Source organism: Microcoleus sp. K1-B1, assembly GCF_036704705.1.
In the GTDB taxonomy this organism is placed as follows: domain Bacteria; phylum Cyanobacteriota; class Cyanobacteriia; order Cyanobacteriales; family Microcoleaceae; genus Microcoleus.
Genome location: NZ_JAUBSH010000030.1, coordinates 23,137 through 45,381 on the forward strand (window position 1 = coordinate 23,137; position 22,245 = coordinate 45,381).

Sequence of the window (22,245 nt, forward strand, 5' to 3'; positions counted from 1 at the left end):
GTTGCGAAGCGGTTAAAAATCCCAAATTAATATTAAACAAGCGATCGCAGTGAAAGAATTTATGAGAGTACGAACCTACGAAATCGGTGATACCCAACAAATTGTAAAACTGTTTTACGACACCGTACACGAAGTAAACATCCGCGATTACACACAAGCACAAGTAGATGCTTGGGCACCAGCAGATATGGATATCGAAAGTTGGACTAAAAGTTTAAGCAGTAAATTTACTTTTGTAGCAGAAGAGGGTGATACAATTGCAGGTTTTGGGGAATTAGAAGCAAGCGGCCATATCGATCGCTTTTACTGTCATCAAGATTTTCAAAGACAAGGAGTCGGTAGGTTAATTTTAAAACAAATTGAGTCAAAAGCCAAAGATTTAGGAATTAACAAGTTATTTACAGAAGCCAGCATTACAGCTCGACCTTTTTTTGAAACCCAGGGATTTATGGTGATTAGAAAACAAGAAGTAGAACGGAGAGGACAAAAATTCATCAACTTTGCGATGGAAAAAAATATATAAACAACGAGTTGTGTAAAATTAGATCGAAGAGTTTTACTCAGGAGTTGCGATGGTGACGGAAGCTACAAATGTGCTGGGCGGAAAGTTAGAGAATTGCTGCACGTCTCCGATGACGGGGTATTATCGGGACGGCAAATGTAATACAGGTGGTGGCGACTTTGGGGCTCACACTGTTTGTGCTCAACTGACAGAAGAGTTTTTGCAATTCACTAAATCGAACGGAAATGATTTGAGCACTCCGGTTCCCGAATTTAACTTTCCCGGTTTGAAGCCTGGGGATTGCTGGTGTTTGTGCGCCTCTCGCTGGAAGGAAGCTATGGATGCGGGAGTAGCGCCACCTGTGGTTTTGGCCGCGACTCACGCCTTGACTTTGGAATACGTTTCTTTGGATGAATTGAAGCAGCACGCTGTTGATTTGTAGGAGGATGTTGGTGTGCGATCCTCTTCGAGGGCTTTCCTTCGGAGCGCAACGCTTTCGCTAACGGGCGATCGGGCTCTTATACCAACTGTAGGGTGCGTCAGTTGGCGTTATTTTTTCAATAATTCAGGGGTTTTTCACTGACCCACCCTACAAGTTTACTCCAATCAGTTAAGATAGGTTTAGAGGTGAGGTATAACCAGTGTCAGCTAAGGATATATTTCATAATGCTGTGAAGCGAGGTCTTGAAAAATCTGAGTGGGTGGTTACTCACGATCCTCTCAGGCTAGAATTTGCCGAGAATGAGAGAGTCGAAATCGATTTGGGAGCTGAACGACTCCTCGCGGCGGAAAAATCAGGAAAAAAAATTGCAGTAGAAGTCAAGAGTTTTTTAAGCGCTTCAGCTCTCTCTGATTTTCATACCGCGTTGGGACAATTTTTAAATTACCGTTTAGTATTAGAAAAGCTCGAGCCCGATCGCACTCTATATTTGGCAGTTCCCATCGCAACTTACGAATCTTTTTTCAGTCGGGAGTTACCTCAAGCGTCGGTTCGACAACATCAAGTCAAGCTTATTGTGTATAACCCAGTTCAGGAGGCAATAGTCAAATGGATCGACTAGAGCATTACCGTCAGTGCATTCAAAAACTCTTAATTGAAGACAGCAAGATAGCACCAATTAACGGAGAAATTGAGGTAGAAACAATTTTTGATCGAGAAAACGATCGCTATCTAGCCGTCGATTTAGGATGGGACGGACACCGCCGCGTGTATAACTGTGTGTTTCATTTGGATATTAAAAATGGCAAAATCTGGATTCAGCGAAATCAAACTGACAGGCAGATTGCTGATGAATTAGTAGAAATGGGAGTACCCAAAGAGGATATTGTGCTAGGAATTCAGCCAACTTATGCGCGCGAACATACAGGCTTTGGAGTTGCATAGTAATACAAAATGCCGTTTCAATCGCGAGTGAAAAATTTAAGTGCGATCGGGTGTAATTCTACTAAAGTTTTATGGTTCAGTTTGTGGTTCCCACTTACAGATAGACTCTGGCTTGAGTGGGCAAGTTTTGGGAGCGATCGGATTTCCGCTGAGTTGTAACCAATTCAGGTTAGTTAAGGATTGCAATGGTTTGATGTCATTGATTTGATTGTTTTCGAGATTGATCGCAGCCAGTTTAGTCAAAGATAGCAATGGTTTGATGTCGCTGATTTTATTATTGTTGAGGTCTAACCAAGTCAGTTTAGTCAAGGATGCTAGCGGTTTGCTGTCACTAATTTGATTGTTGCTGATGTCTAACCAAGTCAGGTTAGTCCAAGATGCCAGCGGTTTGATGTCGCTGATTTGATTGTTGTTGAGTTGGAGAGTAGTCAGGTTAGTCAAGGATGCTAGCGGTTTGATGTCGCTGATTAGATTGTTGCCGACGGAGAGTGTAATCAGGTTAGGCAAAGATGCTAGCGGTTTGATGTCACTGATTTGATTGTTACTAATGTGGAGTGTAATCAGGTTAGGCAAAGATGCTAGCGGTTTGATGTCGCTGATTTGATTACCCCAGAGGAAGAGTGCGGTGAGACTTGAAAGTTTCAGATTAGCCGCATCGCACTCAGTAGTCTCAGCGTACTGCAACAGCACCTCAACAGTATGTTTAGCTTCTGGACTCAAAGAATTTTTTTCGCGACACCATTCAGCAAATGTTTTGTTTCCCGATCGCATTTCTGCAGCCTTCGCCGACACTCCATTTCCAGATAATGCTAGAAGCACACAACAAGTAAGTGCGATCGACTTTTGTAAATTCATGTGTTTGTGTGCAACTATAAGTGTCATAATCTTGTACCTCTAATTTTCCCAACTGCAAAGTTTGAGCATTTAATTTCGGGGTTCCCACTCACAGATAGACTCTGGCTTGAGTGGGCAAGTTTTGGGAGCGATCGGATTTCCGCTAAGACGGAGATAGTACAGGCTAGTCAAGGATTCTAGCGGTTTGATGTCGCTGATTGGATTGTTATCGACGTAGAGCACAGTCAGGTTAGTCAAGGATTCTAGCGGTTTGATGTCGCTGATTTGATTGTTATCGAGGTAGAGCACAGTCAGGTTAGTCAAGGATTCTAGCGGTTTGATGTCGCTGATTTGATTTTTTTGGAGGTAGAGCACATTCAGGTTAGTCAAGGATTCTAGCGGTTTGATGTCGCTGATTTGATTTTTGGCGAGGACCAGCCCCGTGAGACTAGAAAGTTTCTGATTAGCCGCATCGCACTCAGTAGTCCCTGCTTCCTTCAACAGCACCTCAACAGTATGTTTACTTTCATCACTCAAAGAATCTTTTTCGCGACACCATTCAGCAAATGTTTTGTTTCCCGATCGCACTTCTGCTGCTTTCGCCGACACTCCATTTGCAGATAATGCTAGAAGCACACAACCAGTAAGTGCGATCGACCTTAGTAAATTGATATATTTCTGTGCCACTATAAGTGTCATAATCTTATATATCTAATTGAAAGTTAAAGCCATCTTGCACCACAAACACAACCAATAATTGATTCAGTCCTTTTCAAAGGACTTAAGCTTTGAGGCAGGGGTTTAAACCCCTGCCGGACTGAAGGAAAGAAGGCAATATCATGTTCCTGCAAAACAGCTCTTAAAAACTCTCCGAATTACCTCACTCAGGCAACTTATACTGCCCCACAATCCGCTTAGCATATTCCGGTACATGAGCCTCTAATTTCTCCGGGTAATTGCGCTTCACGTACAGATAATTGCGAGTGAAATGAGAATCAATCGAAAACCGAGCATATTCCAAACCCTTTGGCCCAATTCTCTCAATAAAAACTCCCATTAACTTCGCCGCCCACATCGGCAAAGTCACTCCTTTTTCGTAAGCCGGAATGCTTTGCTGAACCGCTTCTTTTCTGTTTCCCTTAGACATCACCGGCTGAGTATTTAACTGATCCGCTACCAAATCTAACATCTCTTGCCCGGTGTCATTTCGCACCACAATCCACTGCCAGCCAAAAGGTGCGCCCATGTAGCCCACCACTAAATCTGCTAAAGAATTCACATAATCAAAACAGCTCAAACAAGAAGGAGCAAAAACATCTTTCAATTCCTTAGTATTCAAACCGAAAAACGGCACTTTTTCCTCCGAACCATCTTCGTGTTTGAAGTGAACATTAAAGTCTTGCATAAACTCGTAAGAAACCACCGTTTCAGGAGAACGGCTAGTCGTATCTAGGAATTTCTGCAAGCCTGCACGGCTGACATTATCTACACAGGGAGTTCCTAAAACGTAGAGCTTTTCTAAACCAAGTTTTTTCTCGACTGTTCGCAAAGCTTGAATTTGACACCCGACACCAATTACTAACAGCCGCTTCATCCCAGATTTTTCGATTTGCTCTAATACAGAAAGATTGGGAGACAGAGTTGGTTTGTTGACTTTTGCCGCCAGAATTTCTTCGCGATTTCTAGCAATAATCGGCATCGGTTGAAAGCGGTCTTCCTTAGTATTTTGGACGCAAACAACCCCTTCTACAATTCCTTTTTCTAGCATTTCAATGGCAATTGTGCTGACGATTCCCGTCCATTGAGCGCCCTCGATCGGCTCTTTTTTCCGAGCCGCCATCATGTTTTGACTGACTCCGAAATACCAATCGTCGGGATTATCGAGATTGCGCGATCGCCCGTGAATCTCTTCTTCCAGTTCTGCAATATGTTGTGTTAAGAAAGCACAAGATTCCTTGACATAATGAATGTAATATGTATCACACAAACCGCACTCGCTGCAAAGTTCTTTAGCAGGGCGGCGGCTACCAGGTTTGAGGGCTTTGGATTTTTGGTGTTTAGTAGAATCTGTTGCGGTCATCTAAATTGCTAATTTTATCGAGATATGGCTTTTGTTAGGATATCACAGCAATTTCCGTTGATTTACCTCTTTATTCTTTCTTTCAGTCCTCGCAGGCGGAAGCAAGCTTGTGCGGGAGCAAATTCGGTTCTCCCGAAATTGGCGGGTTTCAAAGCTTAAAAAATATTAGTCAGGACTTACCTAGGTGGCGCTACAAACCCGGTTTCTTGCTGAATACCTCACTGTTAAACCTAAAATTTATGGTAAAAACCTGGTTTCTGTGTGTAGTTTGGGTAAAAAAATTCGCTTTCAGAGCATCGCCGTGCCTCCAGGAGTGTTTGTGTAAGTCCTATTAGTATCAATCCGGATCGAGCGGGCGATCGCGCGAATACATTGCCAAATAAAGCTATAAAAAAATGGTAAAAATGTTTGTGACAACAGCCCTCGCTGGCATCATGATGAATCTCGCAATTTCGAGCTTAGGATTTGCTGCTTTAGTTCGTCCGGTTCCTGCTATGAATCAAACTGTTGTGACTCTAGAAAGAATGCTCAGCGCGACACAAAAGCCGGCGGCGCTGAACTATTCGCGCCTGGGGATTGGTGGCGTTCGGTTGGGGATGTCTGTAGAAGAGGCAAAACGTAAGTTGGGAAAACCGCAGCGCGACCAAACTAAACCTGCTGGGTCTGGCCTCGGCGGCAAGATTCGCACGCTAACCTACTCAGGATTGACGGTAGCAGCATGGGAAGGCAAAGTTTATTTAATTTCTACTACCAATCCCAAGTTTCTGACAATTGATGGTGTCAAGGTAAGAGATAACCGCCAAAAAGTCGTTAAAACTTACGGCTACGGGTCGCAATCTGTGCAGGGTGGAGTGACTCGGTTGACTTACAGCAATGACCAAAAGGCTTCTAATTTGATTGTGGAAATTAAGGGCGATCGCGTGCAAAAAATTCTTGTGAGCACGCAGCTAAACTGAAATATTAAACAACTGTGCAAAAGTCCAGGTTTACAAGTTTGTAATAAGGACTTTATTCCTTATTTCTGAGGATTTTTAGCCTTTCGGTGAGTTGACTGGAGGGCTTTTTCCTGATGTGCGTGAAGCGTAGCTATCCCGTAGGGAATCGCCCGCGTCTCCCTAATCCTCTTCATCATCATCCGACAATATTGCCATTTCCTCAGCAATTAGTGTCTGAAAATCCTCTCCGCAGTGAACGTTGATATGGATTGCAGAGAGGAAGGAAGTCTGCTAGAATTTCAGCTTTTTGTCGATCGCTCAAATCAGGTAACTGAAGCTCATGGATTAAAGTAATCACATTTTGACACTCAGTACCCAATTCCTCAATTAACGTTCTTAGCGTAGAATTAGTTACAGCAATTGTCCGATCGCTTTCCTTGTATCTTTACTTATCCAATTCTCAGTCCGCTAGGAGTGGACGAAAGTTTGTTCGCGGTTTCAACCGCCGAGCTCGGATTTCGGATCACACCCATAAAAAAAAGTAGAGGTGCGATCGATCGCATCTCTACAAAAATTCTAAATAAGGTGCACATTGTGCACCCTACCAATTAGCGGTTCTGGGGAACAGGAGCACTCGGTGCTCCAGAAAAAGTCGCCTCACCAGTCTTAGCCCGCTTTTTGATCAAGATAGGCTTGACGCTGTTTTCTCCACCAACCGGGGGATCTTCTTGTTGAGCGTAATCCGCGCCCATCCAAGCAGGACGGCTTTGATCGAAAGCCATTTGCAAAGCAGCAGCGGCGATCGCGTGGGAGTCGTACTCCTCGGATAACTGAGACACCAGAGGCAAGAAAGATGCCATCCGTTCGCCAGCCAAAGCTTCACGAACTTTACCCTGCATCTTTTCCAACTGACGAGCTTCAATTTGCGCCCGTGTCGGAATGTTTCGCACCGTCAAGCTCGATCGCACGTGGCGTTCAATCAAGCGCAGTTTGCGGCGATCGACCGGTTGAATTAGCGTAATCGCCGTTCCTTCGCGACCAGCCCGGCCCGTGCGTCCGATCCGGTGAACGTAGCTTTCCACACTGTCGGGCAAATCGTAGTTAATAACGTGAGTCAAGTGATCCACGTCCAAACCCCGCGCCGCAATATCAGTCGCCACTACCCAGCGCACCTGACATTGGCGGAACCGATGCAACAAACGTTCCCGTTGTGCCTGATTCAAATTACCGTGATACTCATCAACGCTGTGACCTGCTGCTTGCAGTTGGCTGGTGAGTTCTGCCGCCGACTGCCGAGTCCGCACAAAAATCAGTGCAGATTCCGGGTCTTCCATTTCTAGGATTGGCTGTAGGGCTCTTGCCTTCGACCAGCCACGGGGAATCATGTACACACCTTGGCTGATGCGCTTGGGCGTTGCTTTTGGTTGTTCTACGGTGACGTTGACGGGGTTACGCAAATGCCGCGCCACCAATTTCCGAATGGAAGGTTCCATCGTCGCCGAGAAAAATGCCGTTTGACGTTCTTTTGGTGCAGCATCCAAGATTTTTTCCACATCTTGGATAAAGCCCATGCTCAGCATTTCGTCAGCTTCATCCAAAACCAGCCATTGTACCTTGTCTAGTTTCAGGCTGCCGCGGCTGAGCATATCCAATATGCGTCCGGGTGTACCGACAACGACGTGAACGCCGCGTTTCAAACGCTGCATTTGACGATCGATCGATTGACCGCCGTACACTGTCAGAACTTGCAGAGAGCGACCCACTTTTACCGGGCCGTCGCTGCTGATGCCGCTCAAATCGCGGATGGCTTCAGTTACTTGCATCGCCAATTCGCGAGTCGGCGTCAGCACCAGTGCTTGCACCGCAGTCACATCTAAATCAATCCGCTCCAAGATGGGCAACGAGAATGCTGCCGTTTTGCCTGTCCCTGTTTGGGCTTGACCCACAACGTCGCGACCTGCTAACAGGTGCGGAATTGCTTGTACTTGGATGGGAGTAGGTTCTGTAAAGCCTAGTGTTTCCAGATGGAGAACGAGTTCTTCCGAAAGACCTAAGCCTTCAAACAATAAATTCATTAATGCTCCTAATAACGAGTCTTAGCCTTCTAAGTTGCCCAACTCGGATGCGGATTTCTGCTCTAGGGCAGGAACTCATAAGAGTTCTTTATGGTGCTGCGCCTGCGCGCACCTTCTTAAATAGCAATCGAGTATAGGGCAGCTCCGTCGATGGTGACTAAATTTACCAATTCGACAGCCGTCTTTGATTTTGTGACATCACCGATACCAACCGCCAGGGGTCTGGTTATAGGCTTCCAATATTCTTAAAACAGGACATTGGACTTCCTTTGAGGTACTTGCAAGCTTTCCCTCTTAGGCATTTTATAGTGAGGATCATGACCAGCCCCACTTCACTACATAGTAGTAACAGGTTGTTTGGTTCAGGCGCTATCCCGCAATCCGTCGCCTGCGGGATTGAGCAGGGGATGGGGCGACCGTTACCGCCTATCCATCTCAACACTCTTTCGGGATACCGTTGTGGTGTAGGGCGGACGGCGAAGCAATCTCAAATTATCCCCGCTTATTTCTGGCTTGTTATCATCATAACTCTTTACATTCAGAAACAAAACATTAAATTCGTTAAAATTTTCCGATGTTCTGTAGAGATTACCGCACCCCGACGGGGAGGGTCGATTGCCAGATAGGGGCTAAAAAAGTTTAGAACCCCTTTGCTACATATCTTTGCACAATTGTGTACTAACCGTTACTTTTGTTGCACAATCCGCTAATCATTTTTGGCTCGTGTCCGGTTTTTGTTCGCCGCACCGTCTCAGGCAACAGTTCCAGCAATACTTACACTTGACCGTAGAGGTCGTAGACATCTGCACCAGTAATTTTCACAGATACGATCGATCCCAGCCGCGCTTCTCCTGTCACATAGACGAGTCCATCTACTTCTGGGGAAAACCGAGCGGATCTACCAATCAACTCGCCTGTCTCTGGTTGTTCTTGTTCTATCAGGACATCAACTACCTGACCGACAGACTCTTGATTCTTCTTCAATGATATAGGTTGTTGTGCCGCCATTACCGAATTGCGCCGCATTTCCATTATTTCTGCAGGTATTTGCTGGGGCAAGCTGAAGGCTGGGGTTCCTTCTTCTGGCGAAAATACAAAAACTCCTACGTGATCGAATTCGTGGCGCTTGACAAATTCCAGCAAGTGTGCTGCGTGTTCATCGGTTTCGCCGGGGAAGCCGACAATAAAAGTTGTCCGCATCACCGCGCCGGGAAGTGCTGCTTTGAGCCGATCGACTATAGCATCATTGATCCCAGCTTGAAAAGGTCGATTCATCGCCCGCAGAATTTCCGGGTGCGAGTGTTGCAGGGGTAAATCCAAATACGGCAAAACGTTGGGCGTTTCGCGGATTGCTGCGACAACTTGCGGAGTCAAACCTGTAGGATAGGCGTAGTGCATCCGAATCCAAGGCACATCTACTTCACCCAAAGCGCGAAGCAGTTCGGCGAGTTTCGGTTCGCCATAAATATCTTTGCCGTAGTTGGTGGTAATTTGAGAAATTAAGATAATTTCCTTTACCCCTTCGGAGGCTAATTGCTTAGCTTCGGCGACGATAGACTCGATCGTCCGCGACCTTTGATTTCCGCGCAAGTGCGGGATAATGCAAAATGCACAGCGATAGTCGCAGCCTTCTGCTATTCGCAGATAAGCGACACCTTCCGATGTCGTGCGGTAGCGGGGAGTAGTTTCGTCAGCGATGTAAGTAGGTTCACTAGAGACGAGGGAAACTCGATCGCCCTTTTCCACCTGCTGCATAACATTGACGATTTTATGATAGTCGCCAGTGCCGACAATTGCGACTGCTTCGGGCAATTCATCCAGCAATTCCTGCTGAAAATGCTGTGCCATGCAGCCGGTGATTACTACTTTTTTATTAGCTTCTGCCAATTCTACCAAGGTGCGGACTGACTCTTCTCGCGCAGCTTGGATAAAACTACAAGTATTGACTACAACATAATCGGCTAATTCTTCATTAGAATCGACTTGATAGCCCGCTTGAGCCAGCAAGCCAATCATGTGTTCGGTATCGATGCGATTTTTTTCGCAGCCGAGGTGAGTAAATGCGATCGTTGGCTTCGTTGCCATGCAGTAATAGTTAGTGTTGCGCTATTTTTGAGAACGTTTTATGGTATCACACAATTTCAAAAATTGCAAGTTATCCTTGTTAGTTGCACCAATTCCCCATTCATCGCTAGACTGTCAACGCTCAACCATCACTGCCGTACCCGAATTTACATTACTTGTTGCACCGTTCGTTGTACCCGATCGACCTTGTAAGGCATTTTGCAGCATACTCTGAAACAAAGTATCCAGAGAAATTCCTGATGCTTTGGCCATAACCGCAATCACACTTTTTTCGGCCAAACAACAGTACAGCCCCGCTTCTAAGAACCAAGGTTTTCCATCGGGGTCGATGCGAAAATCAAATAAACTGTAGTGGCGACAGCCCAAAGCGATGTGGCATTTTCTGGCCTCGGCCCAAACTCTCTCCGTAATCGGATCGCTCTTGTCAACTACCCACGGCCTGGTATTTTTAGTGGAACCAGTTAAGCTACCATCGTCATTTTGTTGGAGCTTATCGGCATAAGTCCGAATCGGTTGGGTATCAGGATCTACAGGATACTCTTCCAGCGGCAAACAGACTAGCTCGCCATCTTGGACAATAATCCCACAGCGAACTTCTCTACCCAATTCAATGAATTTTTCTACTAACACTTCCTCTGAATGAGTCAATGCTGTCTGCAAAGCCGCATCATAGTCAGCAGCATTTTTAACTAAGGCAACTCCCAGAGAATTATCCGCATTCAGTGGCTTGAGCACCACCGGAAAATCAATTGAAGGTCTCACGCCCGCGCGGACAACTTCTCCCAACGGTACGCTTACCCCAGCGGCCGCTACTACTGCCTTAGCCTTCGCTTTGTCAGCAGTCAGTGCCATCACCTCTGGGGTATTACCCACATAAGGAATATTCAGCAGATCGAACAAGCTACGGTATTGAGTCATGCCGGGGATGCAAAACATCTGCGGTACCATTACGTCAATCTTTAGCTGTGTCAGCACCTGTACAGCGCCCGCTAGAGACATGGGATTAGCGGCCGCGATCGCACTCGGATCGAGAGAGGTGGGAAAACGCCATTCGCCACCGGGAGAAATATAGGCTATATGAAATTCATAGAGTGCTGGATTAGCAGTTTGCTCCAGACAATATGGGGCATAAAAGCGCGACAATTTATCGTAAAATTCACTGTCTGCAGCTCCGACTAAATGCAAAACCCGTAATACTGACATACTCAATTTCCCCCTATTTACAGAAGTATTCCACTATGAAAATAAACTTTAATCCACTCTTTCGGCTTCTTTAAATCTTCCCATAACAACAAGGGAATGTGCCAATGATGCACCATGAAAAACGGTAGCGGATCGTCCCACTCGAAGATGGCATCTTTGCCTTGGGCGATAATTTTTAACCGCTCAGCTACTAGCTTGGGCGACCACAAATGAGTCACCAATCGCCAAATTTCCTGGTAAATCCAGTAAGTCGGGCGGCTAGATGCCAAAGGCTGCACTGTCTGCGGTAAAGGGTCCGGTTCCAAATAAGCTTTTGCCACATCGGGATGGTTGTAAAACATCGTGATGGCTGTATGGGTGCGCGGGTTGCATTCGATCGCGTAAATCTCTCCATCATCCGCCGCCTCTATGAAATCAAAGGAAACTTGTCCAGTCAGATTGAGACTCTTGGCAAACTGACGAATCCAATTTTCGATATCCGGGCGATCGACATTCTGGTAATTGAGCTGAAACGCCGATGATTTGCAGCAACAGTGCAACTGAAGATGACCATCACGAATTGTACTGTGAGTGCAGAATTCTTGCCCTGGAATATACTCTTGCATAATCCAAGGTTTACTCTCGGAAATTGGTAATGAGTTGACAAAAGCGGCTGTTTCTGCTGGGGTCGCGCAGGGTAACTTAGTGAGATCAAACCTGTGGACACAATCGTAGGGAATACTTTTGATAATATATGGACGCTGTGCGTCACTAAAATCAAAATCGATTACTTGTTGGGGATTAGTAATCCGGTAGGACTTCGGAACTCGCAGCCCCAACGCTTCGGAGGCGGCGGCAAACTCATACTTATCATCCAAACGTTGCAGAGTTTCGACATCTAGGTGCATTACCGTACAGTGAGGAGAAAGTACCTTTTTGGCTTTGGCATCGTAGTAACTGCCCTCTGGACTACTGACGGGAACGTAAACATCAACTCCCTCTTGTTGGACAATTTTTAAGAGTGCTTGAGGGTATTCCTCTGCCTGGAGACTTGGTACTGTGTAAAACCGATCGACTGCCCAAGAGAATCGATTACCCATCAGCCTGTATTGGTGGGTTTCAACCAAAATTACCCGATGACCGGCCTTATGGAAGGATCTCGCTAGCTGTAATGCTTTGGTCATCTTGCCGCCGTTAATCAAAATCGTTTGGGGAGACTCCGCGATCGTTCGAGACTGAAACGGTTTGATGATGATGGATCTCAGTAGGGCGATCGCAGTTAAAGCGAGATTCAGGGGCAGTACCAATAGCAGCAAAATAAAGGTTGCTATGGTTTTGACTGATGTCTGGAAGCGCCTAAAAGCCGCGTTTGTTTCCTGTTCAGATGGCATCGCTGCCGTTGAAACTGTTTCGATCATAATTTTCTAGTAAGTAGACACTCTAATTAAACGTAATATCAAATCTGTTAGCATCGGAATTATTCATATCTTTCTTGTTTTCATCTGCGTAAATCCGCGTCCATCCATTGTCATCTGCGGTTCATAAATTATCTTTTTTCAACCGCAGATGAGGGCAGATTAACACAGATTAACGCAGATGAATTAGATCTAATCCGGTTGCACAGATCAGATCCGGCTAAATCCGCATTAGGACTTTGACCGCTCCGATCCCGCCTGATTAAGGGAATCTCCGGGGCAAGAGAACACGCTCTAAACGCGCCGAATTAAGGTCAATCCATCTCTGATCGGCAGTAATACTTGCTCTACGCGCGGATCGTCAACTAGAGCCTGTCTGATGTGAGATAAGGGCTGTCTATCGCTAGTCCTAGGCGACTCATTAACCCTGATAAATCACAGTAAAAATCGCTAACTGCCGAGCCGACTAAATGCAAAACCCCTAATACTGACATATAGCGGTTCTCAAAAAAGTGAGGTATGCCCACGGAGGCCTATGCCCACGGAGGCCTATGCCCTATGCCCTATGCCCTATGCCCTATGCCCAGTTCTCATCTTTCGCTCAAAAGGCTATACTCACTCTCCCCCTATTTCCACAAGTTCGCCAATATTAAAATCAATCCCAATCCACTCATTCGTCTTCTTTAAATCTGCCCATAACAACAATGGAATGTGCCAATGATGCACCATCAAAAACGGCAGCGGATCGTCCCACTCGAAGATGGCATCTTTGCCTTTTGCGATAATTTGTAACCGCTCATAAACTTGCTTGGGCGACCACAAATGAGTCACCAATCGCCAAATTTCATGGTAAATCCAGTAAGCCGGGCGACTCGATGCCAAAGGCAGCACTGTCTGTGGTAAAGGGTCTGGTTCCAAATAAGCTTTTGCCACATCGGGATGGTTGTAAAACACCGCGATGGCTGAATGGGTGCGCGGGTTGCATTCGAGCGCGTATATCTCTCCATCATCCGCCGCCTCCATGAAATCAAAGGAAACTTGTCCTGTCAGATTTAGACTCTTGGCAAAGTGACGAATCCAATTTTCGATATCCGGGCGAGCGACATGCTCGTAATTTATCTGAAACGCCGACGATTTGCAACAACAATGCAACTGAAGATGACCATCACGAATTGTACTGTGAGTGCAGTATTCTTGCCCCGCAATATACTCTTGCATAATCCAAGGTTTACTCTCGGAAATTGGTAAAGATTTCACAAACGCGGCCGTTTCCGCCTCAGTTGCGCAGGGTAACTTCCTCAGGTCTAACCTGCGAATAGAATCGTAGGGAATACTTTTGAGAATATATGGACGCTGTGCGTCACTAAAATCAAAATCGATTACTTGCTGCGGATTAGTAATGCGGTAGGACTTCGGAACTCGCAGCCCCAACGCTTTGGCGGCTGTTGCCATCTCATATTTATTATCCAAACGTTCCAGAGTTTCGACATCTAGCTGCATAACCGTACAGTGAGGAGAAAGTACGCTTTTGGCTTTGGCATCGTAGTAACTGCCGCCTGCACTAGTGACGGGAACGTAAACATCAACTTTCTCTTGTTGGACAATTTTTAAGAGTGCGTGAGGGTATTCCTCTGCCTGGGGATTTGGTACTGTGTAAAAGCGATCGACTGCCCAAGAGTAACGATGACCTGTCAGCCAGTATTTGTGGGTTTCAAACAAAATTACCCGATGACCGGCCTTATGGAAGGATCTCGCTAGCTGTAATGCTTTGGTCCTCTTGCCGCCGCCGACCAAAATCGTTTGGGGAGACTCCGCGATCGTTCGAGACTGAAATGGTTTGATGATGATGGATCTCAGTAGGGCGATCGCTGTTAAAGCGAGATTCAGAGGCAGTACCAATAGCAGCAAAACTAAGGTTGCTATGGTTTTGACTGTCTGGAAGGGTCTAGTCGTCGCGTTTGTTTCCTGTTCAGATGGCATCGCTGCCGTTGAAACTGTTTCGATCATAATTTTTTACTAAGTAAATGCTCTAATTAGCGGTGGTTTTTGAATGATTAAACCGCTGTTGAAGCTACGCAGGCGCAGAGTCTCCAGAAGAGAGAGATGAATCATGCCGATGAAGCGCGGATTTGATATTACCCACAGGTGGTTAAAAACCGGGTTTTTTGACGCTCGGACTCCGTTACAGCGCGCCGCATAGGGCAAAAAACCCGGTTGTGAAGGTTTTGACGCCTAAGTTTTGTTCTACTAAACGCGCCGAATTAAAGTCAATCCATCTCTCAGCGGCAGTAACACTTGCTCTACGCGCGGATCGTCAACTAGAGCCTGGTTAAATTTGGCGATCGCAGCCCCGTTAGCAGTAGCAGTACCCGACAAGTAGGGCTGTCCCTGCATCAAAGTGTTATCGGCGCAGATCAAGCCATTGGGAGCCAACAGCCCCGTAGTTAGGAGTAAATCGAGATAATCTATGTATCCAGCTTTATCGGCATCGATAAACACCAAATCGAAGACTTCCCCGTCTTGGGCCAATTGTTTCATGGTTTCTAGAGCCGGTGCCACCTTCACTGAGATTTTGTGACCGGCAGTAGATTCCTGAAAACACTTCTGGGCAAATTCAGCGACGTAAGCATCTACTTCGCAGGCTACCACCACTCCATCCACTGGCAGGGCTTCGGCCATTGCTAGTGCTGAGTACCCGGTAAACATCCCGATTTCCAGCACGCGCTGTGCTTTGGTGAGATGGACGAGAAATTTCAGCATTTGGCCTTCCACATGGCCCGAAAGCATCTCCTGTTCCAATTGGCGCACTGTCTCGCCGTCAGAGAATCGCTTACTCCAATCTTCTGATTGAGTGCGCTTTACTAATGCGGCTAATGCGGGAGATTCCGGCGTGGTACAAAGATTCAGGTACGGATCGAGACCGTTTGCCAATTCGTAGGCTTGTTGTAATTCGGCTTTGAAAGCTCGATCGAGATTATCGATTTTTTCTACTTGCGAGACGAGACTTTCGAGTTTAGCGGCTAAAATCCCGACAGGGGTAACGGGTCTCACGGTCATACCCCCGATGTGGAAAGAGTTGCAACTTTCTGCAATACCACATACATATCCTCGCCATCGCCGCGGCGCGGATAGCCCTGACAGATTTCTCGATGAACCAGTAAGGCTTTATCCAACTCACCTCGAGTCAAATCGTTCATGAAAAAGCATTCGCCAATGGGGCGGGGAGCCGCAGCGCGCTGAAGGCCGTCGCGGGTACGACTGATCGATGTTGTCGCTTTCCACAGCAGTTCTGATGTCAGATAAGGGCTATCAATTGCTAGTCCGAGGCGGCTCATTAATCCTAAGATGCGATCGCGGTCGGCGATCGAAATGTAGCCCCGCAGTTGGGCAATGGTGGCCGAAAAAGCCATATCGATGGCGACACTGTGGCCGTGGAACATCGGAATTTCCGGCGTTAATTCCAGCGTCGGACTCCAGGTGTGACCGTAGGCAATCACCCGATCCAAATCTAGCTCGTGCAGGTTTGGTACTTCTAGGGCCAGCATTGACTGAATCGCGTTGTAGGTTAAGCGATGGGCTACTTCCCGCAGTTCAGATGTGCCGTCTAAATAACCAAAATGGCTGTGCAGCAATGCTTCGCCGTAGTTTTCTAACAACTCGAAGATTTCTTTGTTGCCTACTACGGCGATCTTAATTAACTCTGCCATGCCGTTTCGTATTTGGTCGATCGGCAGAGTTTTCAGAAAGGAGAAATCTAAAATTACTTTCTGCGAAGCGTGGTAAGCACCGAGGCGGTTTTTCAGCTTACCGTGGTTCACAGCTACTTTGATAGCCACACTGGCATCAATCAGCCCAATTAAGGTTGTCGGTACGCGAATGTAGTTAGTCCGACGGCGATAGGATGAGCAGGCAAAACCAGCTACGTCAGTAGTCAATCCACCACCGACTACCAAAACAGGCTCCTTCCGGACGAGTCCGAAATCAACGAAGGCATCTATGATGCTTTCAAAAGTTGTTAACGTCTTATCAGGTTCCTTGATATTAACTGGAAAGACTGTTAAATCTATCTCGTGATGCTTGAAATAATCCTGCATCTGTGTACCGTACAGACTGTAGACTGTTTCATCTACAACCATTAAACAGCGACCGAATTGGCGGTAACTATCTGCAATCTCAGGATTCTCCAGCTTAAAAGCACCATCTACGTAGAGCAGGCTGAAATCTATTTTTTCGTACCCCTCAATCTGAAAAGCTCGATGGGTAGCTGTAAATGTTGCTTGAATGTCACCCATAAAATTTTTGCACTTTCGTTGATAAGTAACTGTAAGTATTCAGGTCACAGCAAAAACGCTGAATACCTTAGCAGAAAAGCTTTCTAGGCATTCGCTTGACAATATTGTCATTCAATATTATCTGAACAATTAATCTATAAAGCTGTTTTCAGGGCTGTTGATTAAGAAGAGGTTAAATACATATCCTACTACAGCATTTATACTGAAATCCCTGCCAGGAGCGAGTTTAGAGAACCTCAATACTTACACCTAAGTTAACATAACGAATTTTTGATATTGATTCAACCTTATTCAACACAAAAATCCCATAATACCTCTTTGGGAATAGACGATAATCTAGATATTCCACATTATTCAACAGTTTAGGAGGATATCTGTCTTTGAAAGGTATATGTGTTGCAGAACAAAAAGTGAATCAAATGCTGCCACAATTCAAATTCAGAATTGGGAACTGTGGCTATTTTTGGCAAAATATGCCTTGTAGAAATTACAGTATTCTATCTGACGATAGATCCGGGGCTACAGCCAGATTTGCTTCGCCCGACAGCACTTGAACAGCAGCAGACTCAGGTAATGAAGCGTCAGAATTTCCGCCCAAAGCATGAACTTGAGGCATCAAAGTACCCATTTCCAATTGGCAAGATATGGGTCTAATATCATTTCCGGTTACACCGTCAGGTGATGTTGACTGTTGACTGTTGACTGTTGAGGCCGTGAACAGTCAACGCCGTGAACAGTGAACTAGAATTTACTATTCCGATGCTAACGGATTTGATATAATTTGTCGATCGACCCAGAGTGGAATTTTTACCTTGGGGGCGGGCCTAATCACCACCCCACAAGAGTCTTAAGATTTTTCCCAATGCAAATCTTGATGTTTTTTGAGCTTAAAAATACTGTTAGCCGAACTTACGAGGGGATTTGATCGGACGATACATCGGGGGCGATCGCCAGATTTGCTTCACCCGAAAGCACTTGACCAGCAGATCCTGTAGCTAATCGATGATCGTAAGAGTGTGTTCCCAAACCCTTAACTTGGCGCATCAAAGTGCCCATTTCCAAAGCACTCATCGCATAATTCCAGCCCAAATTGCTTTTAATTCCAGCCCTTTCCAAAGCTTGCTGCATCGTGTCAGTCGTCACCACCCCAAAAATCACCGGCACCCCTGTCTGAAAAGCAGCAGCCGCAATTCCCTTAGCAACCTCACCAGCCACAAAATCGAAATGAGGAGTTTGGCCCCGAATTACCGCACCCAGACAAATTACCGCATCGTAGCGGTGAGAAAGAGCAGCTTGGCGCGCCACCAAAGGAATCTCAAAACTTCCCGGAACCCAAAAAAAGTCCACTTGAGAGCCATGAGGATTAATATCAACCCCGTGGCGTTTCAAACAATCTTGACATCCCTCCAAAAGTTTGTTAACCACCAAATCGTTAAAACGACCGATGACAATCGCAAATCGCAAAGATTCGGTGTGAGTAAAAGTTCCCTCGAAAACAGTCATAATGCTCTACTTTAGATTTTAGGTTTTAGATTTTAGTTTTTTTTTGTGAGAAGGCAAAAGTCAGAAAGCAGCAGCATCTCATCTGAATCTCAAGTGCAAAAACATACAGGGTCGCGCGGTCTGGAAAATTCCTAGCTTCTGCCGAATGCCTTTCAATCACTGGTGAATGCCTTCATCCTTCTATCTTTTACCTTCTTTATTCGATAGACTTGGGTGAAATTAAACGACTAAAAAGTTCAATACACCCACTGCAATAACCAGCAAAAACCACAGACCCGATCCGACATAAATCAGGGATTTAGACTGATTCCAGTTTTGGGGAGAGGCATAAGCAACTGGCACGCCAACGACCATCACAAAAGACAGCAGTACCAGACCCAGTAAAACCACTTGAAACAGAATTGATAACATCTTTTCTCCTTTCGATATAACCGTGCGTTGATCGGAAATAGTTTCCCAGAACCGAAAAAAATCTTCCAAATTCTAGTTTTTGACAGTTTCCCGATAATTGATCGGGAGATTGTCGGTTGATTGATACGAAAGAACCCAGGCAAATTCGGGCGTTGCGCGAACAGGCATCAGCGGCTCTTAAGATTTTTATCAATTTTATCATTGTTCGTTACAGCACAGAAAACTGGAAAGGTTAACTTAAAGCCCGATCGACACATCCGGTTTCAGAGGGCGAGAAATTGCTACTGTTTGAGTTAGAGATGCGGGATTTTCGGCTATGGACTTAGTTTTGTGCCACACAACAGCAGATTTTGACGCCTTGGGGGCGGCGGTGGGACTTTGCGTGCTGCGCCCCGGTAGCAGGATCGTATTGACGGGCGGATGTCACCCGACAGTGCGGGATTTTTTGGCGCTACACCGCGACGAGTACCCACTGATTGAACGCCGATCGGTCAATCCGCAACAAATTCGATCGATTACTATAGTTGATGCCTCCGGGCGCGATCGTTTGGGAAAAGCCGCCGAGTGGCTGGATTTGCCACAAGTAAGGGAAATTGCTATTTTCGACCACCACCTAGAGGCGCATTCAGACATCCCCGCTACTGTTACGCAGATCGAAGCAGTCGGAGCCAGCACAACATTAATTGTCGAAAAGCTCAAAAATCAAGCAGAAAACAGCGACATACCCTTCCGCCTTCTGCCTTCGGAAGCAACAGTAATGGCCCTCGGCATCCACGTCGATACAGGTTCCCTTACCTTTGAGGGCGCAACTGCGCGAGATGCCATAGCTTTGGCCTGGTTGATGGAACAGGGAGCGAGTTTGGGGGTCATCGCTGAATATGTAGAACCCGGTTTGTCTCCTCAATTGCAAGATTTGCTGAGAGAAGCGCTGAATAATTTGCGATCGGAAACTTTGCACGGTTACAGCATAGCCTGGGTGCTGCTGTCTACTGAAGCTTACGTTCCGGGACTTTCTTCGCTGGCTTCTCGCTTGCTCGATTTAACTGAAACCGATGCTCTGCTGTTAGGTAATGTTTATAAATTTAGCGAAAACGAAAACAACCGCAACATCGCTTCAGAATCGCCAGTTTCCAATCGATTAACTATTATCGGTCGATCGCGCATCGAAGGAACAAACCTCAGCGAATTGTTCAAACCCTTCGGCGGCGGAGGCCACGCCCGCGCCGCTTCCCTCGCCACCCGCGATGTTGACCCCCTGCTGACTTTAAATCAGTTAGCTGACGAACTCAAAACTCAAATTCCCCATCCTCCAACAGCGCGCGAATTAATGTCGTCTCCAGTGCGGAGTATTCGCCCGGAAACCTCGGTGGGGGAAGCTCACCGTATCCTCCTACGTTACGGACATTCGGGGCTTTCTGTGGTGGATGCGGGCGATCGACTTGCCGGCATTATCTCGCGCCGCGACATTGACATTGCCCTACACCACGGTTTCAGTCACGCCCCCGTCAAGGGTTACATGAGTCCGCAGTTAAAAACGATCGCCCCAGATACCTTGCTGCCGGAAATTGAATCTTTAATGGTGACATACGATATCGGGCGCTTGCCAGTATTGGAAAACGGTCAACTGGTGGGAATTGTGACTCGGACTGATGTGTTGCGGGAATTGCACCAGCAAAAAGCGCGAGACAGGGGAAGTAATGCAGAATTCTCTTATTGTGCCGTGTCCGAATCGGTTGAGCAGTTGTTGCGATCGCGCATCAGTCCCGAATTATGGCAATTATTGTCGATCGCCGCCAATATTGCCCAAAATCGCGGCTGGCAACTTTATATTGTGGGTGGAGCAGTCCGGGATTTACTATTAGCCACGGATGATACACTGGCGCTAACAGATATCGATTTGGTTGTGGATGGAAAGTGCGGTTCCGACGATTCCGGTGCTGGTGTCGAGTTAGCTTCATCGCTGCAAAAACTTTACCCCGAATCGCGTTTGGACGTTCACGGTCAATTTCAAACCGCCGCGCTTTTGTGGCACAAAGACTCTGCTTTCGGCTCGCTGTGGGTGGATATCGCTACGGCTCGCACTGAATTTTATCCTTATCCGGCTGCAAATCCTGAAGTTGAAGCGAGTTCAATTCGCCAAGATTTGTACCGCAGGGATTTTACAATTAATGCGCTGGCTGTGCGGTTGGGTGTTCCTCGCAGTGGCGAATTGTTAGATTTTTTTTGCGGTTTGCTGGATTTGGAATCGAAGCAAATTCGAGTTTTGCACGCCAATAGTTTTATCGAAGATCCGACGCGAATTTATCGCGCTGTGCGGTTTGCGGTGCGGTTAGGATTTGAAATTGAGCCGCAGACGGAAGGATACATCCGCAATGCTTTGGCCAGCGGGATTTATTACCGAATTCAGGGGGAAAACGGCCGAGCTCCGGCTTTGGAAACTCGGCTCAAAAGCGAATTGAAATACATTTTGCAAGCTCCTTACTGGAAAGTTGCTTTGCAAATGCTGGGAGATTTGCAGGCTTTGCGCTGCATTCATCCTAGTTTGGAGTTGGATCGGGAGTTGTGGCGGCAACTGCGTTTGCTCGATCGGTGTTTGAATGGAAGAAGGAAGAAGGAAGAAGGAAGAAGGAAGAAGGAAGAAGGAAGTTCGGCAACGGATTGTGTAACGGATGTAACGGATGTAACGGATGTCAGGAAGAAGGAAGAAGGAAGAAGGAAGAAGGAAGAGACAAGAAGGAAGAAGGAAGAAGGAAGAGATAATTCCCTATTCCCCATTCCCCATTCCCCATTCCCCATTCCCCATTCCCCATTCCCCATTATCAATATTCCCGATTGGCAGATGCGGCTGGAAGTTTTGATAGCTTATTTAGCACCGGAATATCGCGGCAAGGTGGCTGCAAATCTTCAGTTACCTGCTGACAGTATTAAGCGGTTGGAAGTGTTGGAAGCCGGAAAGAAGCAGTTAGCAGAGAATTTGCCTAAGTGCGAGTTGCCGAGTCAATTGGTGTTGCTGTTGAGAAATTATGAGTTGCCGGTGTTAATTGCGATCGCCCTGCAAAGTCCGCGAAGTGCACGCCGCCAAATTTGGGAATATCTGACCAAATTGGCGAATGTTGAACCGCCTTTAAATGGCAACGATTTGAAGGCTTTGGGTTATAAGCCGGGGCCTGGGTTTAAACGAATGTTGGATGATTTGTTGGCGGCGAGGTTGGATGGCGATTTGGGCGATCGGGCTGCTGCTATCTCTTTCTTAGCACAACGTTATCCTCAACCTTAGTAGGGTGTGTCAGCAGCACGTTATTTTTTCTCTAATTGATTAGCTAACTGCTGACGCACTCTACTAAATTTTGAGTTTTCAATCCTAAACAGCCTAACCAGGCGATCGCACATTATTGATATTTGTAGAATTAAGGTGAAAAAACAGCGCGCTCCTGGTTTAATCGCAATTGTCCTTGCAAACTCACTGGATTTTATAAATGTCAGCATTTTCCATTTTAATTTCATAAAACCGCTAATCAGTCAAATAAAAACCTCAATCTTTACAAAA

General features: G+C 46.3%; 20 protein-coding genes. 6 read left to right on the plus strand and 14 right to left on the minus strand.

Annotated elements, in window-relative coordinates; genetic code table 11:
* Positions 1-49: 49 nt before the first annotated feature.
* The 4 genes from QUA83_RS13475 to QUA83_RS13490 all read left to right on the plus strand — a co-directional run bounded on the left by QUA83_RS13475 (position 50) and on the right by QUA83_RS13490 (position 1,886).
* A complete protein-coding gene (locus tag QUA83_RS13475) occupies positions 50-523 on the plus strand; it encodes a GNAT family N-acetyltransferase (RefSeq protein WP_333293632.1) in 474 nt (157 codons plus the stop codon).
* Positions 524-572: 49 nt separating this feature from the next.
* Positions 573-944, plus strand: coding sequence for a DUF2237 domain-containing protein (locus tag QUA83_RS13480; RefSeq protein ID WP_333293633.1), 372 nt, complete (start codon positions 573-575; stop codon positions 942-944).
* A 199-nt stretch (positions 945-1,143) separates the two neighbouring features.
* Positions 1,144-1,563, plus strand: a complete 420-nt coding sequence (locus tag QUA83_RS13485) for a XisH family protein (RefSeq protein WP_333233991.1) — start codon at positions 1,144-1,146, stop codon at positions 1,561-1,563.
* Entirely contained in the window at positions 1,551-1,886 is a 336-nt protein-coding gene (locus QUA83_RS13490) for a XisI protein (protein ID WP_333233992.1), read from the plus strand. Before QUA83_RS13485 ends, QUA83_RS13490 begins: the two co-directional genes overlap by 13 nt.
* 69 nt (positions 1,887-1,955) lie before the next feature.
* Here QUA83_RS13490 and QUA83_RS13495 read toward each other — a convergent pair whose 3' ends face one another.
* The 3 genes from QUA83_RS13495 to QUA83_RS13505 form a co-directional block, all read right to left on the minus strand.
* Complete coding sequence (locus QUA83_RS13495; RefSeq protein ID WP_333293634.1) at positions 1,956-2,768, minus strand: leucine-rich repeat domain-containing protein; 813 nt, start codon at positions 2,766-2,768, stop codon at positions 1,956-1,958.
* Between the two features lie 42 nt (positions 2,769-2,810).
* Positions 2,811-3,419, minus strand: coding sequence for a leucine-rich repeat domain-containing protein (locus QUA83_RS13500; RefSeq protein WP_333293635.1), 609 nt, complete (start codon positions 3,417-3,419; stop codon positions 2,811-2,813).
* Between the two features lie 181 nt (positions 3,420-3,600).
* Positions 3,601-4,800, minus strand: coding sequence for a Coenzyme F420 hydrogenase/dehydrogenase, beta subunit C-terminal domain (locus tag QUA83_RS13505; RefSeq protein WP_333293636.1), 1,200 nt, complete (start codon positions 4,798-4,800; stop codon positions 3,601-3,603).
* Between the two features lie 410 nt (positions 4,801-5,210).
* Between QUA83_RS13505 and QUA83_RS13510 the strand changes: the two genes are divergently transcribed.
* Positions 5,211-5,756: a hypothetical protein gene (locus QUA83_RS13510; RefSeq protein ID WP_333293637.1), complete on the plus strand. Its 546-nt coding sequence runs from the start codon at positions 5,211-5,213 to the stop codon at positions 5,754-5,756.
* Between the two features lie 587 nt (positions 5,757-6,343).
* Here QUA83_RS13510 and QUA83_RS13515 read toward each other — a convergent pair.
* The 11 genes from QUA83_RS13515 to psbZ all read right to left on the minus strand — a co-directional run bounded on the left by QUA83_RS13515 (position 6,344) and on the right by psbZ (position 18,698).
* A complete protein-coding gene (locus tag QUA83_RS13515) occupies positions 6,344-7,810 on the minus strand; it encodes a DEAD/DEAH box helicase (RefSeq protein ID WP_333293638.1) in 1,467 nt (488 codons plus the stop codon).
* 774 nt (positions 7,811-8,584) lie between these two features.
* Complete coding sequence (gene rimO, locus QUA83_RS13520; protein WP_333059616.1) at positions 8,585-9,895, minus strand: 30S ribosomal protein S12 methylthiotransferase RimO; 1,311 nt, start codon at positions 9,893-9,895, stop codon at positions 8,585-8,587.
* A 114-nt stretch (positions 9,896-10,009) separates the two neighbouring features.
* Positions 10,010-11,098 carry an ATP-binding protein gene (locus QUA83_RS13525; protein ID WP_333293639.1) on the minus strand — a complete coding sequence of 363 codons (1,089 nt, stop codon included), beginning with the start codon at positions 11,096-11,098 and terminating at the stop codon, positions 10,010-10,012.
* Positions 11,099-11,115: 17 nt separating this feature from the next.
* Entirely contained in the window at positions 11,116-12,495 is a 1,380-nt protein-coding gene (locus QUA83_RS13530) for an ATP-grasp domain-containing protein (protein ID WP_333293640.1), read from the minus strand.
* 291 nt (positions 12,496-12,786) lie between these two features.
* Positions 12,787-12,924, minus strand: a complete 138-nt coding sequence (locus tag QUA83_RS13535; RefSeq protein ID WP_333221751.1) for a hypothetical protein — start codon at positions 12,922-12,924, stop codon at positions 12,787-12,789.
* 183 nt (positions 12,925-13,107) lie between these two features.
* Entirely contained in the window at positions 13,108-14,499 is a 1,392-nt protein-coding gene (locus QUA83_RS13540) for an ATP-grasp enzyme (protein WP_333293641.1), read from the minus strand.
* 240 nt (positions 14,500-14,739) lie between these two features.
* Positions 14,740-15,549, minus strand: coding sequence for a class I SAM-dependent methyltransferase (locus tag QUA83_RS13545; RefSeq protein WP_333293642.1), 810 nt, complete (start codon positions 15,547-15,549; stop codon positions 14,740-14,742).
* On the minus strand, positions 15,546-16,784 hold the full coding sequence (locus QUA83_RS13550; protein ID WP_333293643.1) for a sedoheptulose 7-phosphate cyclase: 1,239 nt from the start codon (positions 16,782-16,784) through the stop codon (positions 15,546-15,548). Before QUA83_RS13550 ends, QUA83_RS13545 begins: the two co-directional genes overlap by 4 nt.
* 487 nt (positions 16,785-17,271) lie before the next feature.
* Positions 17,272-17,412: a hypothetical protein gene (locus QUA83_RS13555; protein WP_333293644.1), complete on the minus strand. Its 141-nt coding sequence runs from the start codon at positions 17,410-17,412 to the stop codon at positions 17,272-17,274.
* Positions 17,413-17,693: 281 nt separating this feature from the next.
* Positions 17,694-18,287 carry a 6,7-dimethyl-8-ribityllumazine synthase gene (gene ribH, locus QUA83_RS13560; protein WP_333293645.1) on the minus strand — a complete coding sequence of 198 codons (594 nt, stop codon included), beginning with the start codon at positions 18,285-18,287 and terminating at the stop codon, positions 17,694-17,696.
* Positions 18,288-18,506: 219 nt separating this feature from the next.
* Positions 18,507-18,698: a photosystem II reaction center protein PsbZ gene (psbZ, locus tag QUA83_RS13565; protein ID WP_190735314.1), complete on the minus strand. Its 192-nt coding sequence runs from the start codon at positions 18,696-18,698 to the stop codon at positions 18,507-18,509.
* Positions 18,699-19,014: 316 nt separating this feature from the next.
* Here psbZ and QUA83_RS13570 point away from each other — a divergent pair, with 316 nt between their 5' ends.
* On the plus strand, positions 19,015-21,975 hold the full coding sequence (locus tag QUA83_RS13570; RefSeq protein WP_333293646.1) for a CBS domain-containing protein: 2,961 nt from the start codon (positions 19,015-19,017) through the stop codon (positions 21,973-21,975).
* Positions 21,976-22,245 lie beyond the last annotated feature (270 nt).